21 protein-coding genes are annotated in these 25,768 nt (G+C 32.3%); 10 read left to right on the top strand and 11 right to left on the bottom strand.

The genetic code is table 11. The features are described from left to right. Window positions 1-341: 341 nt before the first annotated feature. Genes HMPREF9943_RS05400 through HMPREF9943_RS05390 form a run of 3 tightly spaced genes read right to left on the bottom strand, consistent with a single transcriptional unit; the run spans window position 342 to window position 2,729 of the window. On the bottom strand, window positions 342-1,373 hold the full coding sequence (locus tag HMPREF9943_RS05400; RefSeq protein ID WP_004802844.1) for a Gfo/Idh/MocA family oxidoreductase: 1,032 nt from the start codon (window positions 1,371-1,373) through the stop codon (window positions 342-344). After that, window positions 1,360-2,340, bottom strand: coding sequence for a Gfo/Idh/MocA family protein (locus tag HMPREF9943_RS05395; RefSeq protein WP_004802842.1), 981 nt, complete (start codon window positions 2,338-2,340; stop codon window positions 1,360-1,362). Before HMPREF9943_RS05395 ends, HMPREF9943_RS05400 begins: the two co-directional genes overlap by 14 nt. Continuing rightward, entirely contained in the window at window positions 2,337-2,729 is a 393-nt protein-coding gene (locus HMPREF9943_RS05390) for a heme-binding protein (protein WP_004802840.1), read from the bottom strand. Before HMPREF9943_RS05390 ends, HMPREF9943_RS05395 begins: the two co-directional genes overlap by 4 nt. A gap of 1,259 nt (window positions 2,730-3,988) precedes the next feature. Here HMPREF9943_RS05390 and HMPREF9943_RS05385 point away from each other — a divergent pair. After that, window positions 3,989-5,530, top strand: a complete 1,542-nt coding sequence (locus HMPREF9943_RS05385) for an L-lactate permease (RefSeq protein WP_004802838.1) — start codon at window positions 3,989-3,991, stop codon at window positions 5,528-5,530. A gap of 25 nt (window positions 5,531-5,555) precedes the next feature. Here HMPREF9943_RS05385 and HMPREF9943_RS05380 read toward each other — a convergent pair whose 3' ends face one another. From HMPREF9943_RS05380 to HMPREF9943_RS05370, 3 genes are all read right to left on the bottom strand, one after another. Continuing rightward, window positions 5,556-6,488, bottom strand: a complete 933-nt coding sequence (locus HMPREF9943_RS05380; RefSeq protein ID WP_004802836.1) for a DUF1848 domain-containing protein — start codon at window positions 6,486-6,488, stop codon at window positions 5,556-5,558. Between the two features lie 29 nt (window positions 6,489-6,517). Continuing rightward, window positions 6,518-7,459, bottom strand: a complete 942-nt coding sequence (locus tag HMPREF9943_RS05375) for an NAD(P)H-binding protein (RefSeq protein WP_004802834.1) — start codon at window positions 7,457-7,459, stop codon at window positions 6,518-6,520. Between the two features lie 401 nt (window positions 7,460-7,860). Then, the gene (locus tag HMPREF9943_RS05370) at window positions 7,861-8,358 is read right to left on the bottom strand and encodes a methyltransferase family protein (protein WP_004802833.1); all 498 of its coding nucleotides are present in this window, start codon (window positions 8,356-8,358) and stop codon (window positions 7,861-7,863) included. 312 nt (window positions 8,359-8,670) lie between these two features. On the opposite strand from HMPREF9943_RS05370, the gene HMPREF9943_RS05365 reads away from it, so the two are divergent. From HMPREF9943_RS05365 to HMPREF9943_RS05335, 7 genes are all read left to right on the top strand, one after another. Further along, entirely contained in the window at window positions 8,671-10,974 is a 2,304-nt protein-coding gene (locus HMPREF9943_RS05365) for a vWA domain-containing protein (protein WP_004802832.1), read from the top strand. Further along, window positions 10,967-11,179: a hypothetical protein gene (locus tag HMPREF9943_RS05360; protein ID WP_004802830.1), complete on the top strand. Its 213-nt coding sequence runs from the start codon at window positions 10,967-10,969 to the stop codon at window positions 11,177-11,179. The genes HMPREF9943_RS05365 and HMPREF9943_RS05360 overlap by 8 nt, the downstream gene beginning before the upstream one ends. 1 nt (window position 11,180) lies before the next feature. Further along, window positions 11,181-11,738 carry a signal peptidase I gene (lepB, locus tag HMPREF9943_RS05355; RefSeq protein WP_004802828.1) on the top strand — a complete coding sequence of 186 codons (558 nt, stop codon included), beginning with the start codon at window positions 11,181-11,183 and terminating at the stop codon, window positions 11,736-11,738. Between the two features lie 19 nt (window positions 11,739-11,757). Then, a complete protein-coding gene (locus tag HMPREF9943_RS05350; protein WP_004802825.1) occupies window positions 11,758-12,741 on the top strand; it encodes a DUF7601 domain-containing protein in 984 nt (327 codons plus the stop codon). An 8-nt stretch (window positions 12,742-12,749) separates the two neighbouring features. Next, window positions 12,750-13,475 (top strand): class B sortase, encoded by a 726-nt coding sequence (srtB, locus tag HMPREF9943_RS05345; RefSeq protein WP_004802823.1) that lies wholly within the window; start codon window positions 12,750-12,752, stop codon window positions 13,473-13,475. 9 nt (window positions 13,476-13,484) lie between these two features. After that, window positions 13,485-14,102: a Spy0128 family protein gene (locus HMPREF9943_RS05340; RefSeq protein ID WP_004802820.1), complete on the top strand. Its 618-nt coding sequence runs from the start codon at window positions 13,485-13,487 to the stop codon at window positions 14,100-14,102. Window positions 14,103-14,180: 78 nt separating this feature from the next. Further along, complete coding sequence (locus HMPREF9943_RS05335; protein ID WP_276324482.1) at window positions 14,181-15,200, top strand: LacI family DNA-binding transcriptional regulator; 1,020 nt, start codon at window positions 14,181-14,183, stop codon at window positions 15,198-15,200. A 187-nt stretch (window positions 15,201-15,387) separates the two neighbouring features. Here HMPREF9943_RS05335 and HMPREF9943_RS05330 read toward each other — a convergent pair whose 3' ends face one another. Genes HMPREF9943_RS05330 through HMPREF9943_RS05310 form a run of 5 tightly spaced genes read right to left on the bottom strand, consistent with a single transcriptional unit; the run spans window position 15,388 to window position 21,458 of the window. Next, the gene (locus HMPREF9943_RS05330) at window positions 15,388-17,259 is read right to left on the bottom strand and encodes a PTS sucrose transporter subunit IIABC (protein WP_004802815.1); all 1,872 of its coding nucleotides are present in this window, start codon (window positions 17,257-17,259) and stop codon (window positions 15,388-15,390) included. Beyond that, the gene (locus HMPREF9943_RS05325; RefSeq protein WP_004802813.1) at window positions 17,240-18,097 is read right to left on the bottom strand and encodes a Cof-type HAD-IIB family hydrolase; all 858 of its coding nucleotides are present in this window, start codon (window positions 18,095-18,097) and stop codon (window positions 17,240-17,242) included. The genes HMPREF9943_RS05330 and HMPREF9943_RS05325 overlap by 20 nt, the downstream gene beginning before the upstream one ends. Continuing rightward, complete coding sequence (locus tag HMPREF9943_RS05320; protein ID WP_004802811.1) at window positions 18,090-19,952, bottom strand: alpha-amylase family protein; 1,863 nt, start codon at window positions 19,950-19,952, stop codon at window positions 18,090-18,092. Before HMPREF9943_RS05320 ends, HMPREF9943_RS05325 begins: the two co-directional genes overlap by 8 nt. Beyond that, the gene (locus tag HMPREF9943_RS05315) at window positions 19,952-20,926 is read right to left on the bottom strand and encodes a PfkB family carbohydrate kinase (protein WP_004802808.1); all 975 of its coding nucleotides are present in this window, start codon (window positions 20,924-20,926) and stop codon (window positions 19,952-19,954) included. Before HMPREF9943_RS05315 ends, HMPREF9943_RS05320 begins: the two co-directional genes overlap by 1 nt. A 10-nt stretch (window positions 20,927-20,936) precedes the next feature. Then, window positions 20,937-21,458 carry a hypothetical protein gene (locus tag HMPREF9943_RS05310; RefSeq protein ID WP_004802806.1) on the bottom strand — a complete coding sequence of 174 codons (522 nt, stop codon included), beginning with the start codon at window positions 21,456-21,458 and terminating at the stop codon, window positions 20,937-20,939. Window positions 21,459-21,636: 178 nt separating this feature from the next. On the opposite strand from HMPREF9943_RS05310, the gene HMPREF9943_RS05305 reads away from it, so the two are divergent. Continuing rightward, window positions 21,637-22,974: an MATE family efflux transporter gene (locus tag HMPREF9943_RS05305; RefSeq protein ID WP_004802804.1), complete on the top strand. Its 1,338-nt coding sequence runs from the start codon at window positions 21,637-21,639 to the stop codon at window positions 22,972-22,974. 74 nt (window positions 22,975-23,048) lie between these two features. Continuing rightward, a complete protein-coding gene (locus HMPREF9943_RS05300; protein ID WP_004802801.1) occupies window positions 23,049-25,715 on the top strand; it encodes a DEAD/DEAH box helicase family protein in 2,667 nt (888 codons plus the stop codon). Window positions 25,716-25,768 lie beyond the last annotated feature (53 nt).

Raw genomic sequence — 25,768 nt, 5'->3', positions numbered from 1 at the left:
TTGTAACTTCTTTCTTGCTCGGTATTCTTTGGAATATACCTTGTGATAAGCTCGTGATTTTTCTTTCTTTGCTTCTTCGATTTCTTCCCTCATCTGTCTCATTTCTTGTTCTGTCTTGCATACCATTCTAAGAATGCTTTTTGATTTACGATACTGTTACTTTCTCCATCATCCCCATCCTCAAAAGGCAGGAGTATAGTGCCGTGATTTTATTTGTGTCTCTATCATGACGCTATCCTCCTTTTTGTGTCTATATATCATACCTGTTCAGTTGATATTATGCTACCCGGCTAGTTTAGTATTTGTTCCGATTGCACTGAAATATGCACTTAATGTTTTTATTATTTACATTCCTTAATACCCTCTTCTAACATGGAGAGCTGTAATAATGTCTGTTCATGAGTGACAAGCTGAGGTTTCTTATTCACTAAAGTTTCATAAACAGCATCATAGTATCTTGCATAATCACCACGAACTGTTTTTATCTTTTCACTAATCAGTTCATGATATTCATTATAATAAGTCAATGTTCCATAATGTTCCTCTCTATCTTCTCCAAAATCAGAATGATCAGGCATATAAAATCTCTTTAAATCGTATTCCTGCCTATCTTCCGTTTCCTTAACAAACATTCCTTTCTTTCCATAGATAATAAATCTAGGTCTTGATTTTATTCTAAAATAAGAAGACTTTACAGATACTTTTAAAGCATTCAAATAATATAAATCAATATCAAAATAGTCATTCATCCGTCCTTCACCTAACAATTGTCTGACGTCATAATGAACTCTTTCAGGCTTCCCAAAATAAGAAATGACCTGATCTAAAGTATGACAGGCATGACCATATAAATAACCATGGTAAGGATCAAAATAATCTGTATTTTCAGGAATTGATGTACGATAGTAATCATAATGCATTTCTACTTCCAAAATGTCTCCTAATTTGCCTGATTCCATAACCCTCTGAGCAGTTAAGAAATCACTATCAAATCGTCTATTCTGATAACACTGAACCATAACTCCCTTTTCTTTTCCTAAAGCAAAAAGTTCTTCTGCCTGCAATACTGTATTCACAAAAGGTTTTTCACAAATAACATGCTTGCCATGTTCAATAGCCATTTTTGTGAATTCATAATGCTTAACCGGTGTTGTTACTATAATTAAATCAATAGCCGGATCTTTTAAAACACTATTTAAATCATCAGTATAGTTTACATCTTTTAAGCGATCCCATTTAATATGATTCAAATCCCTGGCCCACACCGATTTAATAATAAATTTATCTGACCTGTTTAGAATAAATGGTGAATGATAACGATGTGTACTTTTTCCTGCTCCAATAAAACCTACTGTTATCTTATTTGTCTGCATCAAATCTAATACCTCCTGTTTTTCGTGCTTGATTTAATACTTCACTGACAGTTTTTGATATTTCAAATAAATCATGTGCTTTCTGATAATCCTTTGTATCAATTATTCTAATAAATTCTTTAAATTCATAGCTCATGCCATGAGCTTTATTATCAAATGAGAAATCTTCAGTCTTTTCTTTGTTGTAAGTTATCTGATAATCTCTCATCCGTGATACCGGCATCCTAATAACAATATGACCTTTATCTCCCTGAATAGTGTTCATTAACGGTGCCTGACAGTCTTTAGCACCTACCAGTACTGCTTTAAAATGGGAATATTCTAGAATAAGAATACCACTTGTATCAATATTTCTTTCAATATTAGGATAATAAAAGACTTTATTCGGCTTACCGAATAAACCTACCGTAAAGTGAACATTATAAATATTAAGATCATAAAGTGCACCGCCCGATTTATGATAATCAAATGCAGGAAGTATCTTACCTTGTTTAAATGCATCATAACGTGAAGAATACTGCGAATAGTTCAACGAAAGAATTTTTATATCTCCTAATGTCTTGATTTTCTCTTTCAATGATAGATAAGCCGGCATTGCATGAACAGTAACAGCCTCTAATATAATTAGATGTTTATTATCAGCTAACTCTTCTAACTCTTTTAATTCTTCATATGTACTTGTAATTGGCTTTTCAATAATAAGATTCTTATTATGAAGCAATGCCTTTTTAGCAAACTGATAATGAAGAAAATTAGGAAGAGCTATATAAACAGTATCACACTCACCCTCTAAAAGCTGATCATAGTCTACGTAAACATCATTCAAGTGATATTCTCTCACAAGTTCTATAGCCTGATCATATGATGATTGTGTAGAAAAAATATCTACTCTCTCTAAATCTAAATCATGAATTGTATTCATTAAATCATGAACAATCATACCTGTTCCTAAAATCGCAAGTTTCATTTATTTTCCTCCATTTCTTTTAAAGCATCTACAATTAACTGATGATCCTGTGTATGTTCTAATCCGGAAACAATAAAAGTTCCACGATAAACTCCATCAATAATAATAGGATAACCACCTCCACACACTGCATAACGATGATCATCTAAGAGTTCCTTATAATCATAGGAATGATTAAATACATCTAATGAAGATCGATGTGTTCTCTCAACAGTTCTCTGTTTCCTATCTAGCCATTCATCTCCTTTCTTTCCTTCCATCATATACTGAAATACAACATCCCCATCTAATACAACTCTTATTCTTACCGGATTTAAGGCTTTCTTTTTAACTATTTCTATGACAGTTAAGCCAAACTGTAAAGCTATTTCATTAGTCATTGTTTTCATATTTAAAGATTATCATAGCAGTTAAAATATTTCATTCTTTTTTAAACTTTAGAAAATGAAGTACATAAATAATATCTATCTTTGATACATTATTATACTACGGAAAAACATCAATCTCTTTCTGAACTGTCTAACAGATATGATATATATTCCCCATATAGAATATTTAATATACATGAAGCAGATATTATATATAAGAATCGGCATGGAATAATAAGTATTTTTCAAATCTATTACCCACTTAATGACAATGTATTGTCTGAAATAAATAGTCAAGTAGATAGGCATTAACCGATCGTAAACAACACTAAAGCTATACAATCAAATAGTTCTCATAAATTTATATAGGTAAATTCCTGCTTTGATGAATGTTTTTTATGATCAAGCCACATTACAAACACAAAAAAACACAACAAGCAACAAAAACAAGCATTCACCACCGGTCTATGTATTGAAAACTGTCTTTAATAATAAATGCTAATTCGAAAAAACTTTTCCCATTATAAAGAAAAACAAAGCATATCAAGCTAAAAATTGTAGTCAATCCGGTAAAAAAGATGGAATACATTATTTTTAATTTAAATTTCCAAGATGCTTTATTTCCATCTTCTTTGAAAGAGCCTTTCCCTAACAAAAAATAGAATAAAATTCCGAGATTACAAATAATATGCCACTTAAGACAAGTACAATCAGCCGGCAAAGTAAAGAAATCTTAAATTTGTCCATATTCGCCATCTCTCCTAAATTATTCAATATATTTATCATCAAAAGAGAATACATCATTAGGTGCACAATCGAGCACTTTATATATTCTCTCTAAATTCTTAAGTATGACAGGCTTATTTGTGCCACAACATAAGTGGTTCCTGCCATTTTTATCATATCGGTTTTCTTTAATCCTTTTTTTACTTATTATATCCATAACGGTTTATAGTTTAATGCATAATAACCTTATCTTATTTGTAAATAAAATTTTCATTATTATACTATAATTATTGAATTCATCCAATATTTCATTAATCAGAAATTTAGTTTTATTATAGTATTACAATTAATGTGAAACAAAAAAAGGGGTACATATAACAATTCTGCATAATTGAAGTAACCACAAGCAAAAAATCTCTCTATGAACACTATAAAGCAAAGATATTATACTATTTATTAAATGAAATAAAAATATTTTCCTTTTATCATAGACATAATAGTAACTTCGTCATACAATGGCTAAAAAGATATAAGAAAATAAAAGGGGAAAAGATATGAATCTTATTATGTTTATACTTGCTCTATTACCTATTATATGGCTAATAGCTGCAATGTCTGTGTTAAAAATGCCCGGCTATAAAGCTTGTCTGATCGCCTTAGCTATTACTTTTATAGAAGCACTAGGACTCTGGCATATGCCGATTGCTGATGCCACAAGTGCTGCTGTTGAAGGTATCGCAAATGCCTTGTGGCCGATTATTATTGTAATTTTGGCAGCATTATTTGTTTATAATCTGACTTTAGAAACAAAAGCCATGGATTCTATTAAAGCTATGCTGGCTTCTGTTTCAACCGATAAGAGAGTCTTAATGCTCATTATTGCTTTTGGTTTTGGTAACTTTATGGAAGGTATGGCCGGGTTTGGAACAGCCGTTGCAATTCCGGCAGGTATTTTGGTAGGATTAGGATTTGATCCTTTATTATCAGTTGTCAGCTGTCTGGTTATTAATTCAACACCTACTGCTTTCGGTTCAGTTGGTGTTCCAACAAATACTATGGCTAATATTACCGGATTGAATGTTGTTGCTATCAGCGGTAAAGTTGCTTTAATTCAAATGGCTGTTCAGTTTATTATTCCATTTATTGCGGTTATCATTATCGGTAAAGGAACTAAAGCACTTAAAGGACTCATTCCTTTCATCTTAATTGCTGATTTATCATTTATTATCCCGGAATTTATTGCTGCCGGATTTATTGGTCCGGATTTAGCTGATATTCTAGGTGCTATTGTTTCAATGGCTGTCATGATTATAGCAGCTATGAAAATGAAGTTTAATAATGATGACTACAAGGTAAAGACATCTAAAGATAACTTACAAGGATTAACATTTATCAAAGCCTTAAAAGCATGGTCACCATTTATATTCATTTTCCTATTCTTATTATTATCTTCTACTCTAGTTCCGTTCATTCATGATCCGCTCGCCGGTATTCATTCAAAGATCCAGTTCTATACAGGTAAAAACCCTGCTACTCTTACCTTCTATTGGATCAATACACCCGGTGTCTTAATACTGCTGGCAGGATTTATTGGCGGTCTTATTCAAGGAATAAATATTCCTTCTATGTTTAAAGTATTAGGACATACCATCACTTCAAATATAAAAACAATCTTAACCATCTGCTCAGTATTAGCAGTTGCTAAGATCATGGGATATAGCGGTATGATTGGTGATATTGCTAAAGTATTAGTTGCTGTTACCGGTATTTTCTTCCCATTTATTTCACCATTAATCGGTACAATTGGAGGATTTGTAACAGGATCCGGTACTTCAACAACAGCTTTATTTGGTTCATTACAGGTTCAGACAGCTCAAGCTATTGGTGCTAACCGGGAATGGCTGGCAGCAGCCAATCTAATGGGTGCCGGATTAGGAAAAATGATATGTCCTCAAAGTATTGCAATTGGAACAGCAGCTGTCGGATTAGGAGGATCTGAAAGTCAGATCTTATCCAAGACTGTTAAATGGACTATTCTCTTTACCGTTATCGGAGGAATTGTCTGTTTCCTATTACCAATGACCGGACTTATTTAAGAAGCTTAACAGCTTCTTTTTTTTATTAATCAAATAAAGACATCTGATAGTCTATATAAGAAACTTGCTTTGCTTCTTTAATAATATCTTCTTTTCTTACATGACCAATCAATAAAGGAGAAAAAGGATCATGATTCTGATAATTCTTCTTAATGACAGCCCTATCCTCATTTGCATAACAGTATTTACATCCATGTAGACAAGTATTGTACATACCAATATCATTCCCTAAAAGACAAGAACATCCTGGTCTTGTCATTAAAGAAACAGGAGCCTTGAGCTTGATTCCTATAGCTTTTTCAATCGCAGCTTGGCTATAGCATCCGCCTGTATCAATATCTGAATCTTTTAAAAACCGATCATCCTCCAGACAGGTTTTTAACTTAATATGATATTGTCGGGATATTTTCATAAAAGCTTCCGCAAGCTTCTTTTTATCCTCATAAGAAACAGGTCTTACATCAGGAAAATTTCTGATTGTTTTCTTATATAAATCTATATAACTAAAAATACAGCATCCCACATAACCAGATAATCTCCGGCAAATACTTTCAAACATTTTGATATGATACTCTACAGTATACTTTTGATTAATTAAGATAGGATCATAACGCCAGCAGATAGCTTTTTTATCCACATACTCAGATAATTTTTTGATTGCATCTATAATTCTGTTTTTATTAGGTACAAATGGTTCTATGTCTTTTCCATAGCAAGTTAAAGTAATATGCCAAAACATACGATAAACTTTAAGATCATCCATATATTTAAGCATAGGAATAGGATTCTTAGTACAAAATGTAATAAGATCTATTAAATCAGGATTCAGTTTGTAAGAAATAATCATTTGAGGATTATATGGATTTCTAGTATAGACATATCCTGCTTTTATTCTTTGCATAAACCATTCACTAAAAAAAGCAGGAATGTCTGTTCTATTGCCGGTATTCAATATCATAGACTCACCCCCTGCTTTATTATATTTTTTTAATTATCTGTACTATTTCTTCTGCCTACCTGATAATCTTCCTGATGCTCAAACATATAGGAAACTGTTCTAGGTTGATCTCCTGTTAACCATTCAAATACTTTTGTATGAGTAGACATTTTCTCTAACCTAATTGCTCGTGCAAAAGTAACCATACCATCAGATGAATAAGGTGCTTTTGAATCTTCCTGAAATTTACCATCGGTATTTCTAGGAACACCAATAGCATCAAAGGCAGCATATGTTTCTTCTTCACTTACTTCATTTAATCCTATATGAAGTCCGGATGCCTTATTGCCTAAAGCAATAAACTCTTTTAAAGTCATTGATTCCGGACCATTAATATTCAATACTGAATAGAATAAGTCTTCTCTTGCGAGTGCATACATAGCAGCTTTAGCACAGTCTCTTCGAGAAATATAAGACATATGTCCATCTCCCTGACATGAGGTCATCATATGACCGGTATCTACAGCTGCAAAATAAGCAGTAATCATTGCTTCTGCATATTGTGAGTTTCTCAGAAAAACAAAATTAATATCTTTATTTGCGATATAATTTTCAGTCCAGGCATGATCTATTTTTTCAATAGAAGGGTTCTCCTCATCTTGAGCATTTACTAAAGACGTATAGACAATCTTTTTAACACCTGCCTTAATAGCTGCATCAACCGCATTCTTATGAGCAGCTCTTCTTTTCACTCCAACAAACGGTGCAGAAATAATTAGGATTGCATCTCCTCCCTTAAAAGCTTCAGTTAATGAATCAGGATGATTAAAGTTAGCTAATCGACAATCATAGCCTTTCTCCAACCAAGGTTCTCTTGCTTTTTCAAATGGAACTGTTAAGATCAGATCCTCTTTCTTTACCAGTTTCTCAATATGAGAAGCTACATAATATCCAAAATTTCCATCTACTCCATTAATAATTAATTTAGACATATTATATCCTCCAGTTATAAATACTATATCACTAATTTTTTTAAACAAAAAACAATATTATCTGTTTAAATTAATTAAAGCAATAATCATTTTATGGATATAAAAGCCTGCTCCTATTACTATAAAAATAATCATCAATCTTAAAAGATTATACCTGTATTTCATATTTATCACCTTTTATCTATAAGAGTATAAAAAAAGAATATAAGTGACAATTATCATACTTTTAAATATTATTAATTCTAAGTTAACTTCATTCTTTGTTGGCTTATCTCATAAAATGAATATACTGATTTATTAGCTGCCAGTTAAAAAACTTTCAAACATATTTACATAAAACTATATACGGTCTGTTTCTAAAACAAAGTTACCAAGCAAAATACCGATCATATTATCTCCTTTCATCTATTTCTAGGAAGCCATGGGATACATCGATTCACATGTTCACAGTATTCCTCATATTCTTTCCCATATAATTCCTTTAGCCACTTCTCTTCTGTACATATCATAAGAATTGTAAGAATTAACCAGAATATAAATGGGAATATTAAAAGCCATAGATCTTTTCCAAAGAAAAGAATACCTATACAAACAAATGTTATTGCGGTATAAACCGGATTTCTTACCCAGGCATATATTCCTGTGGTAAGAAGCTTATTTTTTTTGATACTATTGTCCAGCTTATCTATTAAGACAGCTCTTATCCATATATATATCCCCAGCATAATCAATAAAGTTCCTATCACAATAAATAGAGTATCCAAATATTGAGGAATGCCAATATAAAGAATCCTGTTCCCAGATAAAATAACAGATATTGCCGACATCAGTATTATGATACTGCCATAAAGCGGTCCTACTCCATATATCGGAAGATGCTTTTGATCATTCTTTTTCATACTGATACCTCCATTTATATTTTAATTATAACAAACTTATGTTAAAAACAGAAGAATTGCTTATTCATTAATTATCATTTATTAATTTATTATATAATTTACTAAAAAAACAAATATATTATATTAATATATGTTTTTACAACAAAAAATATTTTTTTATTAAATTTTATTGAATTACTTGTTTTTAAAACATATTATATTTTTATAAGTAAGATTAATCGTTTCAAGCGATTTAGAAAGGAGGAATTAACAAAAAAAAAACTTAACAGAAGTATTATTAATTGCTTGAGAAAATTCAGAAAGGAGGACATGATGAAAAGCAAAAGTAAGATAAGAAAAACATTGTCACTATTATTTAGCTTTGCTTTATGTTTTAGTCTTATTGGTAAGCAGGTAAAAGCTAAAGATCCTGCTGTACCTAGTGCCGGCACGCTGACGGAAGCTGAAAAACAGAAAATTAAGAATAAGAATCTTATGCCGGGAAAAACAGCTGTCTTTAAAGATGCAAATCCGGTTAGCGGTATGGTAAATACTTGGGATATCTCACTGTATATGACTGCCAGAGATGTCAAAGAAACATCTGATGTTGTTCTCGTGATTGATAAGTCCGGCAGTATGAAAGAGAACTCAAGAATGGCTAAAGCTATAGCTGCTGCCAATAAGTTTGTTGATATAGTATTGCCTGATGGTAATTCCGGTAATACTAGAGTATCTCTTGTTTCTTTTGAAAGTAATGTTTCTGTTGATCAGGCTTTAACATCCAATGGTTCAGTATTAAAGCAGAAGATTAGCAGCTTGTCAGCAAATGGAGGAACGTATACTCAGGGAGGCTTATATGAAGCTAGAAAGATTCTAAATAATTCTCACGCTGATCATAAATATATTGTTTTACTATCAGATGGTGAGCCTACTTTTAGTACATCTATAAATGCTAATATTAATAATTATGATCTTAAGAATGTTAATGTAGAGTACGCATATGCACAAAATAGTAACAATAGTATACGAATAGGTGATCATTCCGGCTACGCTTATATCTCACATCAGAATGAAGGAAATGCCCATGATTTAACTCCCGACAGTTATCGTTATGGTACAAGAACAGGTTTCGGTGCAGGTTCTTATTCTACTGAATCTAGCGGCAGTCATCCGGTTCATAAAAGATATTATGATCCTAATAGCGGCTTCAATCATTCGGAAAAAGGCTATCTTGTCTTAGAAAGTCATGCCAATTCAACAATCAATGAATCAGGATTTGCTAAAAAAGATAAGAAGATGCAGGTTTATTCTATCGGCTTGCAGGTATCTAATGGCAGCAATGGAGATTATGTCTTAGGAAAGGTTGCCAGTTCAAGTTCTACTTATGAGCGTAATAAGACACCGGAACAGCTTGAAACCGTTTTTACAGGTATTGCCGGAAAGATACTAAGTGCTATGAAAAATGTAAAAGTTTCAGATCCTATGGGTACAGGTTTTGAGATTCCTATTGGTGAAGTTTCCAATATTCATATATCTCAAGGTACTCAGTCTTATGCAAATAAGAAAATCAGCTGGGATACCGGAACTTTAGAGAAAACAGCTGAAATTGACGGTATTACATACCGCTTTGCCAAGATGACTTATAGAATTAATATTAATGATGATATTCTGGCTCTTATTAATAAAGATCAGCCAATAGTCCAGAATAAAACCTATAAAACTAACGGCAAGACAGATGTCAGTTATAAAGACGTTAACGGTACAGATAAAATACTTTCATCGGATAAGGGTGACTTTGATATTCCGGCTGTTGATCCGATACTTCTGATAGTAGAGAAGAAACTTATTGATAAAAACGGAAAAGAGAAAACGGCTGCTCAGGACAATAATAAGGTTTACAATATTCATGTTACTAGTGATAGAGGATATGATATAACTTATAAACTTAAAGCAGGTGAAAGAAAGGTAATGACTAATCTTCGTTTAGAGGATACTTATAGTGTTACTGAAGATAATTATGATTTCAAATTATATGAATCTACTATCAAAGTTTATGATAATGAAATAGAGATTCACAAAGCTTCTGATCAAAATACCTTTAAAATCAGACAAGGAGATCCTGATAGTCCGGTCTTAGTTACAAACAGAGAAAAGCCCGGATTAAGAATTTCTAAAACCGTTACCGGCAATATGGGAGATGCCTCTAAAGATTTCACTATTAATATTACTTTAAAAGATAAAAACAATAAACCGATTACCGGATCTTATCAATATAGCGGATCTAAGTCAGGCACGCTTACATTTAATGCTCAAGGTCAGTCATCAATAAGTCTTAGGGATGGTCAAAACATTTATATTGAGAAACTCCCTATTGGAACAAAGTATATAGTAAAAGAAGATCAGTCAGTTGAAGATGATGGCTATATTATTTCTTATAATGGAAGTGATAAAGATGGTGTATTATCTATAACTGACAAGGATAAAACAGGCGATGATTCTATAGAAATCATCAACAATAAAGAAATTCTTACACCTACAGGTGTAAAATCAGATAGTCGTAGCTATATTATTTTATTAGGTACAGGTGTATTAATGATTGTTCTTATGTCCATGAGAAGGAAAAAGATAAATGATTAAAGGTGATTTAGAAAATATTTCTAATTATTTAAAAGATCTCAAGTTTAAAAAGAAACTTATTAATGGAATAGATGAAGAAGATGTCTGGCATAAGCTTGATTTATTAGAAAAAGAATATGAGAAAGCTTATCAAAGCCTCCTTGACAAGAGTAACGCATTGCTCGAAGAAAAAGACGCAACAATCGAAAGATTATTAAAGAAATAAGATGACAAAAGTAAAAGAAATAGATAATACTCCTTTAGGTATTATCAGACAAAGAAGAATAAGGTTAAGAAATATCGGCGATATAAAGTCTTTTCTCATTAAGCTTATTCTCTTGATAATAATTCTAAGCACGCTCTTTGGATATATTTTTGGAATTGAAACAATGAAAAACAATGATATGTTTCCTAAAATAGGTGTTGGAGATTTATTATTCTATTATCGCCTTGATAAGAAATATAGCAGTTCAAACGTTGTTGTATTTACTAAAAATAATACTCAATATGTCGGCAGAATTGTTGCTAAGAGCGGTGATAAATTGAGCTTTAGCAAAGATCAGCGTCTTATTGTTAATGACAGTATTGTAACTGAAAATAATATCTTCTATAAAACCGGTATCTATAAAAGCGATGTTCGATATCCTTTGACATTAAAAAAAGATCAATATTTTATACTATGTGACTATCGTGAAGGTTCAAGAGATAGCAGATATTTTGGACCGGTTAATAAAGCTGAAATTAAAGGAAAGGTTATTACAGTTGTTAGAAGAACAAATATTTAGAAAGAATGGGGATAAAATTATGAAGAATAAAGTTTTTAAATCAATGATTGCTGCCGGTATGATATTCTCTATGGCAGCTCCTATAATGAATGTAAGTGCAGCACAAGATGTTCCAAAGAATGTTACAATAAAAAAAGTAATCGAAAAAGAAGCTAGAGATTTTGCTCCTAATACTACTTTTACGTTCCAGGTGGAGCCCGGAATAGCTTCAAATGACGGTAAGATTTATGCCGGTCCGGCTGGCGGTGTAACATTTACTGATAATGAAATCAAGTCAGTTCCTAAAGCTGATGATATTGGTAAAACTACTTTAAATCTTACTGATACTGCAACATTAAAGATTAATGAAAGTGTATTTACAAAACCGGGCAGATACAGATATAAAATTACAGAAGTTAATTCCGGCTATGAAGGCATAAAATATGATACTTCTTCTAAACATTTTGATGTATTTGTTGATACTAGTAAACATGCTTATAGCTATGCTTTTGTTAATGATAACAATACTAAGGATGAAGGTATTTTCACAAATACTTATAAAAGAGGAATTGATGGTGTTAATGAATTGACTGTTAAGAAATCTGTTAAAGGTAATATTGCCGATTATTCCAAAAAGTTTAAGTTTACTATCAGAATAGATGGTGCAGAAGGTGAAATGTATGCAATCTATCAAGGCAATGAAAAGAAGGGCGAGGTACAATCAAAATCTTCAACTACATTCGAATTAGCGGATAATGAATCATTCACAATTACCGGTTTATCTAAATCTGATAAATATACTATCACTGAAGATGATTATTCGAGTGATGGCTATACTACAACAGATAGAGTGAATACCGGTACTGTAGTTAATCAAAACAAAGAAATCACAGTTATTAATGAGAAGAATTCAGATATTCCTACAGGTATTATTATGACTTATCTTCCATATATATTATTAGCGGCTGCTGCCGGAGTAATCTTTGCAGTATTTAATAAGAGAAGAGATCGCTCTGAATTATAAAATTCAACATGGATAGTATTGCTAAATGGGCACGCAGAGGCGATGCTTTTATAAGACATATTTCTTTATTGCTGGCATTGTGTATGCTGCTTTATGGAACATATTCTTTATATGATAACTACAGTATTAATAAAAGTGCCTTTGCTTCTGAAAGATTATTACAATATAAACCTACAGATGATCATAAAGAGACTTTAGAAGGACTTATTAATATCAATTCTGATGTTATTGCATGGCTAACAGTTGATAAGACTCATATTGATTATCCGATTGTGAAATGTAAAAATAATCTGGAATACATTAATAAGAATGTTTATGGTAACTTTCAATTATCCGGAGCAATATTTCTTAACTCTTTAAATAAACCTGATTTTTCTGATCCTTATAATGTTGTTTTTGGCCATCATATGGAAAATGGTGCTATGTTTGGTGATATTACTGAATTTACAGATAAGTCTTACTTTAACAGTCACAAGACCGGTACTTTATTTCTAAAGAATAAGACAAAGTATAATATTCAGTTCTTCGCCTGTATACAATGTGATGCTGCCAATGTACTTATTTATAATACAACTAAAGGATCTATAAATCAGAGATTAAATTATATTAAAAAGCACAGTATTCAATATCAGAATATTAATATTAATAATAATGATAAAGTTATTGCTCTATCTACCTGTCAGGATGCAGTAACAAATGGAAGAATACTGTTATTTGGTAAAATGATAAGATAGGAGGGAAACATGAAAAGAAAACTGCATTTATTAAGTATGTTTATTCTCTCAGTCACTCTATTAAGCACAGGGTTTATTTCCAACGTTCATGCACTTGGTGATCTTAATATAAGTCCTAAAATACCGGTTAGTGTTAGTGTTAAAGGAGAGAATGCTCCATCGATTACTACCACTGTTACTTTAAAAGCTGTTAATCATGCACCATTGCCTTCTGATAATTCTTTAACTTTTAATAATATTAAAGAAGAAACGAAGACATTCGGTTCTATAAATTTTACGAAGCCAGGCGATTATCAGTATATTATTTCGCAGACAGCTGAAAATAAGCCTTATTTCACACTTGATAAGAGAGTATATATTGTTACTATAAGAGTGATGAATGATGGCAAGGGCGGTTTTGTTTATCAGTATTTTGGACATAATCAGAATGATCCAAATGAAAAATCTGATAAGTTTATCTTTACTCATACCTATAAGCCTCCATTCATTCCTAATACTCCTCCGTCATCTCCTAAGATTAATACCGGAGACAGTAGTCATATTTACGGATGGTTTTTACTGGCAATAAGTGCTTTATATATTATCTATCAGCTTCATAGCGGCCATAAGAAAAAAAGCTGCTGTTAATAGAATGATTTGATTAAAGATGCCGGATATCCGGCATCTTTTAATACCCAAGAAATTATGATATAATCAAAAAAAGAGGTGAGAGTAGTGGCTGAATCTAAACTGACAATGCTTGATATTGCAAAAATGGCCGGTGTAGGAAAAAGTACTGTTTCCAGATATTTTAATGGCGGTTATATAAAAAAAGAAACTGCTGAGAAAATAAAAGCAGTTATTGATAAATATCATTATGAGCCTAATGTAATTGCTCAAATGCTTAAGGCAAAGAAAACAAACGTTATTGGAATTATTACACCTGCTCTCGATTCTATCACATCTTCCAGAATGATTATGAGTATGGATGAATATTTAAGAAATGAAGGATATATGTCTTATATCGTTAATACAAATCATGATGAATTAAGAGAATTAAAGTCTATTCAGAATTTCTCCAAACTTAATGTAGATGGCATTATCTTACTGGCAACTCATTTAACCATGGCTCATCAGAAATTATTTGCTGATCTTAATATTCCAGTAGTCTTATTAGGTCAAAGCTATAAAAATAATATATCTATTATTTATGATGATTATAATGCGGGATATGATATTGGTAAATATGTTGCTGATCATGGTCATAAAAATATTCTTGTTGTAGGTGTTAATAGTAAAGATGAAGCTGTTGGTGTTATTAGAAAACAGGGAATATATGACGCTTTAAATGATATGAAAATAGATGATATTCAGTTTGTTGAATCAACATTCTCTTTTGACTATACTGTTTCTAAAATATCACACTATTTAGATAAACATCAGCTCCCCACTGTTATTATTGCCAGTACTGATAATCAGGCATTAGCATGTTATAAGGTTCTTATATCAAGAGGATATAAAGTACCTGATGATGTTTCTTTAATTGCTTTTGGCGGTTATGAAGCTTCTGAACTGATTACTCCTGATCTAACAACAATTCGTTTTGAAAATGAAGAAGCAGGATGCTGTGCCGCTAAAGCTGTTATTGATCTGGTAGAAGAAAAAGATGTAAATAATGAAATACGTATTGATTATGTCTTTATTGAAGGACATAGTGTTAAAAATATAAATAAAGATTATAAATAAGACGGATTCATGTACTGACCTCCATGAAACCGTCTTATTTATTAATGATACTTTCACATTCTATTCTGATTTCTTTAGAACCTTATCTTAAATCAATGAGAATTCTTTCAATTCAGTAAAAACTGTGATTACTGAAGTTACATAAAAATACCGGAGATAAATATCTCCGGTATCAAATATAATTTTCTTAAATTAATTTATTAACTGTCTTATAACTAGCACCGTTTGTAAGAACCACAATAACAACACTTGAATAACCGGCTTCTTCAATCTTATCTATATCAAATGTCAGAATTTTTTGTCCGGCTGTGACCTTATCTCCCTGCTTTACTAAGCATTCAAAGCCTTCCCCTTGCATATTCACAGTATCAACACCTACATGAATAAGAACTTCTAATCCATTTGTGCTTCTTAACCCAATAGCATGGAATGTTGGGAAAGTCATAATAACTTCTCCTTCAAATGGAGCAAAGACATTACCGTCTGACGGTTTAATACCTACACCAGGTCCCATATTTTCTGCTGCAAACATTGGATCAGGAATATCGCCGGCAGTAATAACTTCGCCATTAACAGGCTGAATAACTTCACCGTCCTCTGTATGAATAACAGCTTCTATAGGAGCAGTTATCGGCATCTCCAGTTTCTTTTCACGTTCAATATCATCAGGATTTTCTTTCCATACCATACTTGTTAAAACAAAAGCAATAGTTCCTGAAATAGCGAGTAAAATAGTATAAGTTATTGGATTATTAATTGTTAAATAGCCGGGAATACCGGTAACTCCATAAGCACCTGCTCCAAGTCCAACCCATGATCCGAACATAGCACCGACGGCTCCGCCAATCATACCGCAAATAAATGGCTTAGTGAATCGCATATTAACACCAAAAATTGCCGGTTCAGTAATACCTAAAGCTGCAGAAATTGATGATGGAATTGCAATTGCTTTTGTTCTTTTTGACTTAGCTTTAATACCTACTGCTAAACAAGCACCAAACTGTGCAAAGTTAGCTGCTGATGCAATTGGCATCCAGATATTTAAATTATTGAACTCTTTGCTTGCCAGCAATCCCGCTTCAATAACGTTATACATATGATGTAATCCCATTACAACAGTAACCGGGTAAATAGCTCCCATCACTAAAGCACCTATACCATAACCAATTGTAATCAGCCATCTTGCAGCAGCTAAAACATATGTTTCAGCTGTTGAGAAAAGAGGACCGATAATAGTAAATGTTAATAATAATGTAACAAATACTGTTGTTAATGGAGTGATAAATAAATCAAGCATTTCCGGCACATGTTTATGTAGCCATGATTCAATACGACACATTACCCAGACTGCAATCATAATCGGAATAACATGTCCCTGATATCCTAGAACATTAATCTGACCTAATGTATAGTTGCCAATCTTAATATGACCAAACAAATACCATACATTATATCCTTCCGCCGCACTCCAGCCATTCTTCAATGATGAATGAATCATTGCTAAACCAACAACAGCACCTAAGAAAATATTACCGCCAAATACTCTGGCAGCACTGATTGCAACAATAACGGGTAAATAAGCAAATGCCGTATTCGCAACCATATCTAAGAATAAATACCAGTCAGTTTTTGAGAAACCCGGAACTGCCTTACCTAAAGCTTCTACAATACCCATTAATAAACCTGATGCAACGATTGCCGGCAAAATAGGTACAAATACATCACCTAAAGACTTAACCAGTCTTTTTGGTAATGACATATTCGCTGCTGCTGCCGCTTTTACATCATCCTTGGATGCAGCAGTTAATCCGGTAATAGATAAAAACTCATCATAAACCTTGTTGACTGTACCGGTTCCAATAATCAGCTGAAGCTGACCATTAGAAGTAAATACGCCTTTTACGCCTTCTACATTTTCCAGTGCTTTTTCGTCTACTTTACTACTGTCAACAATCGCAAGACGTAAACGAGTAGCACAGTGTGCAGCTGAAGCAATATTCTCTTTCCCACCTAAATGAGAATAAATATCTTCGGCACACTTACGATAATTTAATGCCATTTCCCTCTTCTCCTTCTATTAACTTTAATTTTTGAAATACTTTATATAATCCCTCTTCTTCTACTCCGGGAGCAATCACATCACTTATTTCTTTAAGTTTAGGACTGCCGTTTTCCATACATACGCTGATACCGACTGTTCGGATCATCTCTAAATCATTCATAGAATCACCAAACCCTATCGTATCCAAGATAGATATATTCAAGTATTTACAAACTCTTTGAATTGCCTGTCCCTTATCAAAAGCTCTATTAATAATATCGCCATTAAGACAGTTGTGAGCAGCTACATCCTGAATCGCAAAAACAAAATCTTTTTCCAGTAACTCTCTTGCTTCATTCAGCTGTTCACTTCTCTCACACATAACCACAACCTTATAAATAGGTCTTCCATCATATTCATGCATTGGGCGAATACCCAAATCATTACTTAAAGCTTTACGCCATCTTTCTATTTCACTATTGCCCTTACCTACACCTTTAAGCATTTCACCAAGATTTTCATCACCATAGGTAATATCTTTTGATTCAATGGTTCTAAATACACTATTCCTTTTGAGAACTTCCATAATCAGATCTCTCTGCTGATTCGTCATTGGATAATCATAAATAAGCTTATCTCCTATCTGAATAAGACCTCCTCCACATCCAATAATTCCATCAAAGCCATACTTTAATAATGGCTTCAGCATTCCAAAGTTTCTACCTGTACAAAGAAAGACTTTATGTCCATTTTCCTGTGCTTGTTTAATAGCTTTTAAGGCACTTTTAGGCGGTATGTTTTCTCCCGGCAGTGTCAATGTTCCATCTATATCTATAAACAAAAGTTTTTTATTCACTTTCAGTACCTTCTTTATATTCATGGAATAGCCATACAAAATCTTGGGCAGGAATATTCACCGCTTTAGCTTCTCTAGAGTCTCCGGTTAATAAGTCAATATAGTTTCCTTCTTCATTGATCCATGCTGTCTCATCATTTGCACTAAAATTAAACAATCCTATTAATACCTGACCCTTATAATATCTGCCAATGCCTAAAATATGATCATTATATGTTTCAATAACCCATGTATCTCCGTGACTATCAAAAACATCATATTTTTCACGAATTTTTCTAATCTGAGTTAATTGACTATACAGTTTGCCTTGTCTAGTACTTAGATCATGTCTTAAAGAAGCATGTTCCCAGTTCATATCTCCTCTATGTAAATATCTGCTGTCATCCCATTTTAATGGATTATCATGATAGCTCCAGTCATTAATCTGTCCTATTTCATCCCCTGAATAAAGTACAGGTATACCGCTTTGTGTAAACAAGAAAGCATGAAGCATCACATCATAGCGAATGGATCTCTCCAGCTTATTCTCATCTCTTTCAAAATCAGCCGCTTCTATTCCTACTAATGAAGCAGTCATGCCTACAAGTCTAGCATCTCCTAAACGTGGATCATCATTATAAAGTTCTCCTCGTGCATCACTGTTGTATCCTCTTCCTGTCAGATAATCATTTAAATATTTCTTATGAGATACTTCTTCAATACCAAACTGTTTTAAGAAATCATATTCTAATCCCCATCCAATATCATCATGACATCTTAGATAATTGAGGAATGTATACTGATTTGGTAAAGCAAAGACAGTTTCTAACTGATGCTTTAATAAATGGACATCTCTAGTTGCAACCGTATGCCATGTACTAGCCATTGTTGTCACATTATAAAGCATATGACATTCAGGTTTCTCTACTGTTCCAAAATAAGGAATAACCTTACTGGGATCCATAACTACCTCACCTAATAATAATGTTCCCGGACATACAATCTCAGTTGTCATTCTCATTAATCTTACCAATGAATGAACCTGAGGAAGATTTCGGCATGTTGTTCCTATCTCTTTCCAAATATAAGGAACAGCATCTAATCTAATAATATCTATTCCATGGTTACATAAATTAAGCATATTAGCAGTCATATCATTAAAAACAACCGGATTTGCATAATTTAAATCCCACTGATAGGGATAGAATGTTGTCATGACAATTTTATGTGTTTCTTCATTCCATGAGAAATTCCCGGGAGCTGTCTGTGGGAAAACCTGAGGTACAGTTTTTTCATATTCATTAGGAATATCCCAACTATCATAAAAGAAATAACGATCCTGATACTCTTTTTCTCCATTTCTTGCACGTCTTGCCCATTCATGATCTTCACTTGTATGATTCATAACAAAATCAAGACATACACTGATTCCATTATTATGACAGTCATTCGTAAGTTCTAACAAATCATTCATTGTTCCAAGTGCAGGCTGTACCTTTCCAAAATCACTAACAGCATAGCCGCCATCACTTCTTCCTATCGGAGTCTCCATAATAGGCATCAGATGCAAATAGTTAACACCGCATTCTTTAATATAATCTAAATGGTCTCTTACTCCCTGCAATGTTCCGGCAAAGGCATTTGTATACATCAGCATCCCCAACAATTCATGTCCCTGATACCATGAAGGATTCTTTTCTCTTTTCCTATCCATTTTCTTCAATAAGACTGATCTGTCATTATAATACTTAGCAAGCATTGAACAGAAATAATCAAAAGCATTTTCATCATGGAATAATTCTATATAAAGCCATTTCAGTTCATCATAGTGTTTGTTTAAGCGTTTCTCAAAGACTTTATCATATTTTATGCTCATTATTTAATCCCCTTATTAATAAAACGTAATACTTTATGCTTTTCCGGCATAACCCTTAAAGCACCCTTTTTAATAGCCACTAAAGAAGCTGCTCCATTCGCAAACCTTAACATTTCTTTTAAGCTTTCTTCATCAAGGTTATCAATGCCCTTCTCTAATACAGTATTAATTATTGAACCGCAGAATGTATCACCACAACCGGTTGTTTCAATAGGACCATCATGCAAGAAAGCATGATGTTCAACTTTGAAATCTTTATAATAGGCTCTGCTGCCATCACTGCCCATTGATAAGCATAAGAGTTTAATCTGAGGATAATGTTCTCTTAAATACTTAACGCCTTCATCAAAATCATCTTTTCCTGTAAACCAGATAATCTCATTATCAGATATTTTTAAAATATCACATTGCTTTAAGCCATATTCTATCTGTTTATGTGCTTCATCAAGATTGCCCCATAACGGTTCTCTTAGATTAGGATCAAAACTAATTAAAAGATTATTCTCTTTGGCAAGCCTAAGTGCCTTTTTAGTAGCACTTCTTACCGGCTCATCAGTTAAAGATAACGATCCGAAATGAAACATACGACTGTTTTTAATAATGTCTTCATCTACTTCCTCTTCTGTTAAAGAGATATCAGCCCCCGGATTACGATAGAAAGAAAAATCTCGATCACCTGTTTCAGTTTTTGTTACAATAGCTAAAGTTGTATGAATTTGATCATCAAATTTTAATCCTTTTGTCTCAATACCTTGCTCTTTGATTGCTTTTTCAAGCTGATGACCAAAACCGTCATTACCTACTTTTCCAATAAAAGCCGTTTTCTTATCCAATTTTGTAAGCATCGACAATACATTACAGACAGCTCCCCCCGGATTCGCTTCTAATAAAGGATTACCTTGCTCAGATATGCCACTTTGTGTAAAATCAATCAGCAGTTCCCCTAAAGCTGTTACATCATATTTCTTTTCCATTATAATCCTCCTATTTCCTCTTTTTATTTGCTGACAAACGAATGATCTTTTCTTCATTTGTAAAACATCTTGGTATACGTACCTGATTAATATAATAATGTATCTTAACATCATCTGATTCATCAGTTAAATGTATCTTACCTAAAATAGTCAGATAGGCATTCTCAATCTTTAATTCCTTAATACTTTGAACCTGATAAGTTAATATATGCGGTTCTGCTGACTTTAATGTCAGCATCTTTCTTTTTTCTAAACGATAAAAGATACAATTCTGATCAATCCATTGCTGCTGATTTTTAGCTAATCTTTTTCTATCAAAATAAAGAAAGCCTGATACTCCGATACTAATTAATAATAATGTCATACAAACAGCCAATACACCGATATAACTTTGTGCTACTGCCCATCCAAATAATGAAGGATAATAAATTAACTGTAAAAATAAAAGAGCTATTCCAAATCCCCAATACATCCCTTTGAAATATAAACTCCCATAGTGTTTTTTAAATATCTTTTTATCAAACTTCATCATATTTTTTCTCCTAAATGGAAACGGTTCCTTTTCATTTTTATATTACTATTCCATACTATTAATGTCAACAAAAAATGGTATCGGTTTCATTATTTTTTTAAATACACATAGAAATATTTCTTTTTTTCATATTTAGAAAACACTTTTAATAGATATTGAATTGGAGTATCTTATAGATATGGATACAAATAAAACTAATTTAATGACCGGCAGTATCTGGAAATCTATTTTGATTTTTTCTTTACCGCTGCTGGCAGGTAATTTATTTCAACAATTATATAACACTGTAGATTCCTATGTTGTTGGAAATTATGTTAATGCGAATGCACTAGCGGCTGTCGGACAATCTACGCCTATTATTAATATGCTGGTAGGTTTTTTCATGGGGCTGGCAACCGGAGCAGGAGTAGTGATTTCACAGTTCTATGGAGCACATATGATTCATAAAATGAAGAAAACGATTCATACCTCAATAATACTAACTTTCTTATTAAGTATCTTCTTCACAGTAATCGGCATCTTCATTTCAAAGCCTATTCTCATTATGATAGGTTCTCCTAAAGAAGTTCTTCCCCTTGCAACCGCTTATCTTCAAATCTTCTTTAGCGGAATGACTTTTACCTTATTTTATAATATGGGATCAGGTATTTTAAGGGCTATCGGTGATTCTAAGAACCCTCTTATCTATCTGATTATCTCCAGTCTGGTTAATATTGTTTTAGACTTCTTTTTTGTGCTTTACTGCCATATGGGAGTATCCGGAGTAGGTATTGCTACTGTTATCGCTCAGGGAGTTTCTGCCATACTGGTCATGATAAAACTTCTTACGACCAAAGAAGATTATGCTGTTTGTATTAAACAACTTCATTTAGATTATCATCTTCTTAAGAAAATTATTGCAATAGGTATTCCCGCCGCTTTACAGAATTCTATCGTCTCCTTCTCAAATGTTGTTGTACAGTCCTATATCAGTTCATTTGGAGCAACAGCGGTAGCCGGCTATGCTACAACAGTTAAGCTTGATGGATTCTTACAGCTTCCTATTCAAAGCTTTGCTTTAGCTATTACTACTTTTGTCGGGCAAAATTATGGTGCTAAACAATATGATCGTGTAAAGAAAGGCTTATATGTAACTCTTGGTATGGGGCTTTTTATTACAGGAATAGGCATTGTTGTATTATTAACACAAGGAAAATTTCTGCTTGGCTTATTTACTGATGATAAGCAGGTTATTCAGTCAGGATATCTTATGATTCAAGTCTTTATGGCAGGCTATATTGTCTTACCTATTTCTAATACAATTGCCGGTGCTTTAAGAGGTGTAGGCTTGTCAAAAGTGCCTATGTATATATTAGTACTATGCTACGTTATACTAAGACAAATTTATTTGTTTGTCTTTACAAAGTTTAACAGTTCATTAGCCGCCGTTTATGCGGGATGGCCTATTACCTGGGCAATATGTACAGTTATACTGGTTATTTATGCAAAGAAAGCAAATTGGATTTCTAGAGATTAAACTGGCTAATAAGTCAGTTTTTATTGTTATATTTATTTTTTACACTATAATAATCTAATAAAAAGAGGTATATAATGAATAATATTTATGATGGATTTCTAAATTTTAAAGGAACATTCAGACCATATCAGAGAAGAATACTTGATTATTCTAATGAATATTTAAAAGATAATAAAATACATATAGTCGCTGCTCCGGGATCCGGTAAAACAACACTGGGCATAGAACTTATTAGACGACTCGGTAAACGAGCTTTAATTGTTTCACCACGTATTGTGATTCGAGATCAATGGATTCAAAGAGTAAAAGATGCCTTCTTAATTAATGATGGTATTTCTTTATCCTCTTCATTAATAGACTGCGGTGATATAACTTCTATTACTTATCAGACACTTTTTAGTGCTATGACACATTTTAAAGGAACAGAAAAAGATGATAATAATACTGATGATACTTCAGAAGAAGAAACCGTTGATTACAGTCATTTTGATCTTATCCAAAACATTAAAGAACACCATATTGAAGTAATCTGTCTGGATGAATGTCATCATCTTCATAAAGAATGGTGGAAAGCACTGGAAAGCTTTATGAATAGTCTTGGAAAAGAAAATCTTACTATTATTTCTTTAACGGCTACTCCTCCTTATGATTCTATCGAAGGTGAATGGATAAAGTATACAAATATGTGTGGTGAAGTCGATCAGGAAATTAGTATTCCTGAACTTGTTAAGGAAGGAAATCTTTGTCCTCATCAAGACTATGTTCTTTTTAGCTATCCGACAAAAGAAGAAAAGAAAATGATTAAAGAGCATTGTAAAAAAATACTAGATATCTTTAGTTTTTTAATGAATGAACCGATTCTGACAGAGATTGTTTCTAATCATAGAGGTATTAATGATTATGAGCATTATTATGAAAGTATGTTATCGGATCCGATGTATCTTTCTTCTTTACTTATTTATCTGAATTCTCATCATATTTCTTTTGATAAAAGATGGAAAAAACTTCTTTCTATTAAATCTTTTCCTCCTATGACTATTCCATTCATGGAAAAGCTTCTCCAATCATTTTTATTTGATGATCCAAAATCTTATCAATGTGAAGAGAGTTATAGAAATTCTTTGATTATTTTCTTAAAAAAGCATCATCTCATCAACAAAAGAAAAATTGTTCTTTCACAAGATGATCATATATTATCCTTACTTAGTACAAGTATGAGTAAACTTCCTAATATTACTAAGATTTGTCAAAGTGAATATTCAAGCAGACAAGATTCTTTACGTATGCTGATACTTACTGACTATATAAAAAAAGAATATATAAATTATATTGGTACTAAAGAAGCCTTTAATGATATTGGGGTTATTCCTATTTTTGAAACATTAAGAAGAACATTAGATAAACATTGTCAATTAGCTATTCTTTGTGGAAGCTTAACCGTTATTCCGGGTAATAGTATTAACAGATTTAAAGAATTAATTAATGATAAGAGCTATCATATTTCACTATTCTATGAGAGTTATTATCAGATAACTGTTAATTCAAAGAATAGTGAAATTGTTTCATTAATTACTCAATTATTTGAAGAAGGTTATTTTCAAATAATGGTTGGTACTAAATCATTGCTTGGTGAAGGCTATGATTCCCCTTGTATTAATTCATTAATCATGGTCAGTTTTGTTGGTTCTTATGTTTTAGGTAATCAAATGCGAGGACGTGCTATTCGTACTTATTCTAAAGATCCGGATAAAACCGCAAATATCTGGCATCTTGTCTGTGTTGATAATGCTGATGAATCTAAGAAATTAGAACTGTTAGGTATTCATAATTCTCCTTCCCATGAAGACTATGCTTTATTACAGCGTAAATTTAAAGCATTTTTAGGAGTCAGCTATGATGGATTAACTATTGAAAATGGTATTTCAAGGTTATCTATCTTTCAGCCTTTAACCCCAAAAAATATTGACAAAACAAATAAATTAATGCTTTCTTTATCCAAAGAAAGATTAGAACTTAAGAAAAAATGGAAACAGGCTTTAATATCTCACGATGAAACAGTTATTGAATTTCAAAAAGAGAAGGAAAGCATTAAAACAAAAACTTATTTTACTGATTTAATTGCCGGTATCATTATTAATACTTTTCTAATAATAATTAATGTACTTATTAATATAATTCACTTTTCTTTTCTTAGAAACAATCTTAATCAATTAATTATAATTGGAGCTTTATTATTAAATATATGTCTTCTTGGATTTTTTACTATCAGAATCTATTTAAGACTTTCTCCGGGACATTATATAAAATCAATTGGACAGGCTATTTATGATGCTTTAAAAGAAAAACAGGAAATTACTACTATTTCAAGAATTGTTACTGAACAGGATCGTATCTATCAGAGTATCTATTTAAAACAAGGTTCTTTAAGAGAAAAAGAATTATTTGCGAAATGTATTGATGAATTTTTAGGTCCTATAGAAAATCAAAGATATCTTCTTTACTATAAAAAAGGTGCTTTCAGATATTTTGTTGTTCCGTCAATTTTTGAAAAAAATAAGCAAGATGCTGAATTATTCTTAAATCATCTCAAAAGACATCTTGGACCCGTATCCCTAGTATATACAAGAAATATAAAAGGACGAAAAATTCTTTTAAAAGCCAGAAGTTATTCATATGGAAATAACCTTCAAAGGCTTAACAAAGAAAATAAAGAAGATTGCATACTACAAAAGTTTAAGTAGATGCAATCTTCTTTTATTAATCCAAGTCCTCTCCGTTAGACTCTATTACTTTC

The organism is Eggerthia catenaformis OT 569 = DSM 20559, from assembly GCF_000340375.1.
Classification (GTDB): Bacteria; Bacillota_I; Bacilli_A; order Erysipelotrichales; family Coprobacillaceae; genus Eggerthia; species Eggerthia catenaformis.
Note: the sequence above shows the minus strand (reverse complement) of the source record. Positions and strands in the feature narration are given on the sequence as shown.